This window comes from Fodinibius sp. (genome assembly GCF_041642155.1).
GTDB lineage: Bacteria > Bacteroidota > Rhodothermia > Balneolales > Balneolaceae > Fodinibius.
This window is the reverse complement of the sequence record NZ_JBEPWZ010000169.1, coordinates 1-6346: the sequence shown is the minus strand read 5'-3', so window position 1 is coordinate 6346 and position 6346 is coordinate 1. Positions and strand designations below refer to the sequence as shown.

At 49.2% G+C, this 6346-nt stretch carries 5 protein-coding genes; all 5 read right to left on the bottom strand.

Going from position 1 to position 6346, the window contains the following annotated elements; all coding sequences use genetic code 11:
- Nucleotides 1-436, bottom strand: a 436-nt coding sequence (locus ACESLU_RS10080) for a Dabb family protein (protein ID WP_372638528.1), incomplete at its 3' end; no start/stop codon positions are given.
- 136 nt (nt 437-572) lie between these two features.
- A complete protein-coding gene (locus ACESLU_RS10075; protein WP_372638527.1) occupies nt 573-1424 on the bottom strand; it encodes a sugar phosphate isomerase/epimerase family protein in 852 nt (283 codons plus the stop codon).
- A 315-nt stretch (nt 1425-1739) separates the two neighbouring features.
- Nucleotides 1740-2795, bottom strand: coding sequence for a ThuA domain-containing protein (locus ACESLU_RS10070; RefSeq protein ID WP_372638526.1), 1056 nt, complete (start codon nt 2793-2795; stop codon nt 1740-1742).
- Between the two features lie 209 nt (nt 2796-3004).
- On the bottom strand, nt 3005-4375 hold the full coding sequence (locus ACESLU_RS10065) for a sulfatase-like hydrolase/transferase (protein WP_372638525.1): 1371 nt from the start codon (nt 4373-4375) through the stop codon (nt 3005-3007).
- A gap of 166 nt (nt 4376-4541) precedes the next feature.
- Nucleotides 4542-6346: c-type cytochrome (locus ACESLU_RS10060; RefSeq protein ID WP_372638524.1), on the bottom strand; the 1805-nt coding region annotated here is incomplete at its 5' end.

The following is a 6346-nucleotide window of genomic DNA, read 5'->3' as shown; positions in this document are numbered from 1 at the left end:
ATTCATCACCAGCCCAATAGTCGATAACAAGTACATCCTCCAGATGCGGTTCTAAAATTTCTACAAAAGCCTGATGGTCCGGATGAGGAAGATAGGTTGCACGGTCTTCTTCACTTTCGAACGTGACAAGGAAACAATGAGTGAAACCTTTATCCAGACCTTCGGGACTATTATTTATCCCCCATTCATACTCCTTGATTTCAGAGATCTTGTCCGGAAGTGCGGAAAATGCCTCCTCCACCTCTGCTATTTCCTCGCTGGAGGTATTATCTTTAAACTTGAATAACACTACATGGCGTAATAACTTTTCGCTCATTGCATCTTCACTGATTATTTTCTCGATTCCCCTATAAGGTTTTTCCTTGTCTAATACTGAAAAGGGGGAATAGCTAAACAATAATGCAATAATCGTAGTAAGTAATAAAGAGTTTTTCATAAATATTTTTTTAAACTGAAAATTAAAATGTACTAACCAATGGGTCAGAACCCACCTAGCATGGACTCAAGGACTCTCTCATATATACATATGGGTTATACAGTTTAAGAATAGCTATCGGTGATCTGAAAATATATTATAAACCGTATTTTTCACACATTTTTTTTATAAAAGTGTACCCCTGCTCGGCGACATCCCACGGTTTGTTGTATTCGCGCCACACATTAATGGAGTTGGCAAAATCAGGATCATCGCGGGTAAAGGCCTCGATCGTCAGCCACCCGTCATAGCCAATATCAGCAAGCGCCCCAAAGGTCTCATCCCACGGAATGTGTCCCGACCCCGGCGTGCCCCGATCGTTTTCACTGATATGTACATGTCCCAGTACCGGCGCTACCTTCTTGATGGCCCCGGCCAGCTTTTTTTCTTCGATGTTGGCATGATGCGTATCAAAATGAGCTTTGACGTTCGGATGTGCTGCCTGCTCGACGAGATAGACCAGCTGTTCCATCGTATTACACAAATAGCACTCGAAACGATTGATTGCCTCGGGCGCCAGCACGATATCAGCCTGTGCGGCATAGTCCCCGGCTTTGGCAAGCACTTCGGCGCTGCGCTTGTATTCGTCCTGGTCGGGAGATTTATCATGGAAGGTTGCAAAAGCGGAATGAAAGGGGCCGCAGAGGAGACCTGCATCCATGTCATCAGCCCGATCGACCGCCCATTTGATGCGATCAAGTCCCTTTTGACGTACCTCTGCAGAGGGACTTATGGGATTTTCTTCGGGGCCTAATACCATCACGCAGGTCATCTCAAGGCCCAGGTCACCGATCTCCCGGCCGAAATCACGGTACACTTGTTTGTCCTCTGCGCCAATAAAACATTCAATGCCATCGTAGCCTATTTTTTTAAGTCGTTCAGCCATTGGCAAGAGCTCGTCAGAGACCACCGCCGACCATGCCAGCAAGTTAAATCCTACTTTCTTCATTATTTTTGGGTTCTAAGTTGTTGTTATTAGTTATCAATTATTTGCTTACCGTATCTCCCCTCGGAAGAGACCGGAAAAATGTTATATAAAAAGGAATTTTAAAAATTCCTCTAAATTTCTCTTCTCCGAAGCCTGTCCCGCACCCTATCCGGAAGAGACTTTTTAACAGGGACCCGTCAAATAGCATGAAATATCAGGCTCCGCCCTGGAAAACAGTTTATGCCAACCTTTTTCGGTAAGCCAGGAGAATTGACTTCACTTTGCCGTTAGACGATTGTTAATCAAAAAACGGGTAAATGGTAACCGGGTTATCGTTTATTTAAAATCAGCTGGTGTTAGTCCTTTTTGATGATCACCAAATCCAAACATGGTGGGCTTGTAGGGGCCGTCCATCGAAACGTCACTTTTTTCGGAAATATCATCCTCCATCTGCAGGGCCCAGTAACAGGCGTTGACCAGCAGGCGTCGCAAGTCCTCACTTTCCAAATCTTCCGCCGCCCCCATCGTCGTTGCGAAAACCCTGCCCCTGTTTCCCGCTTCACTGGTATATTCCTTCGTCCACGCTACCGGCATGATCGACTTGTCCAGGTTCACCTCGGCTTCCGGGTTCATCCCACTGGTCGACTGTCCCCACACCAGCACGTCGGGATCTCCCTGCAGCTCCCTGACGCCATACACGTCCGTCGGTCCCCAAATATCACGAACCCCCTGAAGAACAGGATGTTCCTCCCGCTCCTTAATCCCGTCGATGAGTCCCCGGGTTCCCTCTTTACCGTGAACGCCGTGATGATCAATCCAGGTCTCGCCGAGGATCTGCCGGCCGAAACCGCCTTCCCAGCCCTTCTCTTCACTGCCGAAATCATACTTGGCATAAGGACTGTCGGGATTTCGTTCATAATTGAAAGCGTGGGTGGCCGTGCGCATACCCACCACCGGCTTGCCGGCCTGAAGGTACTCGTGAATATATTTCATCTGCTCGTCCGGCAGTTCCCGGAACCGGGTAAAAATGACCATCAGGTCCGCATCCCGCAGCTGTTCCAGCCCCGGAATATTCGTTTGGTGTTCGGGATCTACATGACCTGTTTCCGGATCAATGGCAAACAGTACAGTCGTATCAAACCCATGCTGTTTGGCGAGAATTTCGCCTAACACAGGAAGGGCTTCCTCCGAGCGATACTCTTCATCTCCGCTAACCAGCACAACACGCTTGCCGTTGCCCGGTCCGTCCGCCGGGTTATAGGAAATCCACTCCGTTCCCTGCTGGGCCTGAGCCCTCGGCAAACAGGTAAAAGTTAAAAACAATATTCCCGCGATCAGGGGCACTATTTTTTTTCCAAACACTTTTTTATTCTGATATAAGTTGTGTTCCATTATGGCAGTATTGAGTTTAGAGTGTGTAATTTTTTATTTTACTAACAAAATTCCCGGTTACCACGCTTTGCAAACAGCCACAGGTCTCGACATTTTCCCGCTGGCATCCATAAACCACGTATAAACTCCCGCTCCCAATCGAACAAGTATATCCGTCATATTTAAAAACAGGCTTTAGTTTGCAATTAAGTTTTGGTCAAGCATCAATATCAAAACCATTCAGCATAATATTCGGTTAAATCAAGTTGATCTCCCGTTTCATCCTGCAGTTCTACAAGGCGTTCCATAAGGTGTTGAATAACTGGCTTCGAATCTTCCTCATCATATAAATCCTCCGTTTCGTACGGATCCTCTTCCAAATCATACAAGCGTACTTTATCTATCCCAGGATACAGAATGAGTTTATAAGGCCATTCAATGACAGATCGCTGTTTATCCAGGTAAGTGCCGTAAATGGCAGTATGGAGCTGTGTTGTATCTCTGCGAATCAGCGGGAGTAAGGATTGAAATTGATAGGAATCCGGTACTTCACCACCCGCAAGCCGAATCGCCGTCGGTGCAGCATCCTGTAGGTAAATGGGCGTTTCATTCTCCGCTCCAGTGGGAATTCCAGGACCCGCTATGATAAAAGGGACTCTGAGTGAATGTTCATACATATTCTGCTTGCCCATAAACCCGTGCTGCCCGACTGCAAGACCGTGGTCGGCAGTAAACACAATGATCGTATTCTCGATTTTGCCGCTATCTTCCAGTTTATCAAGAATAATTCCTATCTGCTCATCCATGTGAGAAATAATCGCATAATATTCCTGCCGATGCACGCCAACCGCATATTCGGTGCGTGGAAATGGAGCCAGGCGCTCGTCACGCAGATCCCGACCGGAACCTATTGCTTCATTATAGGGATATTCCTGCTGGTAATTAACCGGGATCTTCAATTCACTCGGATCATAGGACTCAACATAATTCCTCGGCGATTGCCGGGGATCATGAGCAGCGTTAAAGGCCAAATACATGAAAAACGGATCTTCACGCTCAGTGGCATGATCTATAAAATTCAATGCATCTTCGGCAAGCACCTCAGACCAGTGGGTTCCCCCTTCCCAAAACCCCCCAAATGCCTGATCGTATGGACTCCAGGGGTCCTCTTTACCCTTGTGAGGGCGATCATATCCTGCCTCCGTCTGTTCCGGCATACCCGGACGAACATGGATAACATGATCAAACAGATCATTGGGATCAAGCCCCGGAACATGCCATTTTCCCGTAAAGTATGTATGGTATCCCGCTTGTTTAAGCTTTTGACTCCAAAAATCTTGTCGCTTAATTACTGAACGGTACTCTTCTTCGCTTAATTTCCGGGCATTCCAGACATATTGCCCGGTATTTAGCATCGTACGGCTTGGTATACAAACAGCAGGACTCCAGGACCCCATGTTATAGGCGCGGGTAAACCTGAGCCCCTCCTCAGCCAGAGCATCAATATTCGGCGTGCGTACCTCATCATTGCCGTTGATACCAACATCATGATAGCCCAGATCATCAGCAAAAATAAACACAATATTGGGTTGTCGTGCCATCCCACTTACTACAGAGAGCAGAAGATAAACCAGAATTGTTATGATAATGCTAAATAATCTCGACATATCTTTTAGGCAAATTACAAGCCACCCATTTTGTTGGTCCGTACATATTCATAAAGTACCGATAAAAGGTCTACTCTTTTGACTGCCATTGACCTCTGCATCAATCCTCAAGAGGATGTTCGTCCAGCAATTCCTGAGGTGTATAAAAGCCGGATTTATCTTCAGTCGAAGCCCGCACTTCTTTCACCTTTTCGGTGGAGATGGCCGGAGCTTCATTTCCAAATGCATTGCGCACGTAGGTGAGTACAGCAGCCACCTCCTCATCTTCGAGCATGCCTCCAAAGGGGGTCATTGGTACCTGGCCCGGATAGGTCTCCCCCAATACCTCAATGGGGCCTTGCAATCCGTTCAGCACCAGTTTTATCAGCCGTTCCTCACTTCCCAGAACCCAGTTGGTTCCGGCCAACGGCGGAAATCCAGAGTTCGAAAGCCCCTGCCCATCAGGCTGGTGGCAGGTGCCGCAGCTTCCTTCCTGGTTATAAATTTCCCTGCCCTGGACAAAAAGCTCATACTCGGCTCCTTCCAGATCCGTTTCATCGATCTCGTCCTGTTCCTCTGGCGGCTCATACGACTCTCCTTTAATATGAGCCATGGCAGCATTAAACGCAGGGGCGATCCATCGGTCAAGCGGTTTTTCTCCGGCTTTCGCCAGTACGGGTAATCCTTCATCTTCCTCCAGCCAGGATGCCGCCACAATCGCTTCCAGCCGCACCCGCCCGTGATCATCTCCTGCGGCCTGTATCAGCAGCTCCGCCTGATCATCAAGCTGGTGGCCGGTATAGCGGACGACCCGTACCGCGGCAGCCCGGACCCGGTGATCGTTTGCTTCAAGCAGTTTCCGAAGGAGTGATTCGTCCAGATCATTGAGCCCCCAGGTTACCCATAAAGCTTCCAGCAAGTGGTGTTCGTACTGAGGATCATCCTGATCGAGGCCGGCGGTCCATTCTGTGATTTTTGACCGGACCTCTTCGGCATCGCGCCCCCGAAGCTCGCGCCGGGTACGATTGCGCGTGCGGTATTCAGGCAGTTTTAAATTTTCCAGCAGCTGTTCGATGGAGGCACCGGCAATCTCGGCCGGTTCTACCAGCGGGCGGGAGGGATAGGTGATGCGATAGATTCGCCCGTGCTTGTGGTCCCGCAGGGGATCGCGCGCGTTATGCTGCATGTGGCCGACCAATACGTTGTGCCAGTCGACCAGGTAGAGCGATCCGTCCGGGGCAAATTCCATATCCACCGGACGAAAGTTGCCATCTGATGATTCCACCAAATCCTGGCGATGTCGGGTGGTGTACCCTGTTCCATCCTCGGTCATCTGGTGTTGTTTGGTTCCTAAAAATCCTATGGTATTATTAATGAGCAAATCACCCTGAACCTCCTCCGGGAAATGACGACTGGATACAAACTCCAGGCCGGAAGTAGGCCGAACCATATGATCCTGCTCAATCAGATTTTCTGACATGGGAGAAGATTCTCCGTACAGCGGCTTGATGGTACCAGGCATCATCCAGCGTACATTGGGACTGGAGGTTTCGGCAAAAAAGTTTTGTCCCCATCGGTCAAAGGCGATCCCCCAGGGATTAGGTATGGAAAGCTGGGCCGTCCGTTCCAGCTTCCGGCGCTGGGGACTAAACCGGTAAAAACCGCCATTGGTACCACGGACCGGGCCGTAGGAGGTCTCCACATTGGTATGCAGGAACACGCCCTCTCCCATGTAAATGGCTCCGGAAGGATCAGGCGTATACGCGCTGTGCGCATGGTGGGTATCATGATCGTCAAACCCGCTCATAACAATTTCTTCCCGGTCAGCTTTGTCGTCTCCATCGGTGTCGGTGTAAAGCTTCAAATTGGTCCCTTGCGACACATATACCCCTTCCGGCGCCAGCTCAAAACCCACCGGCAAGTGCA

What these genes read in the sequence shown, in the direction of transcription:
- ACESLU_RS10070 (WP_372638526.1), bottom strand. Translation starts at nt 2,795, where the DNA reads ATGGAACACAACTTATATCAGAATAAAAAAGTGTTTGGAAAAAAAATA.
- ACESLU_RS10065 (WP_372638525.1), bottom strand. Translation starts at nt 4,375, where the DNA reads ATGGCACGACAACCCAATATTGTGTTTATTTTTGCTGATGATCTGGGC.
- ACESLU_RS10075 (WP_372638527.1), bottom strand. Translation starts at nt 1,424, where the DNA reads ATGAAGAAAGTAGGATTTAACTTGCTGGCATGGTCGGCGGTGGTCTCT.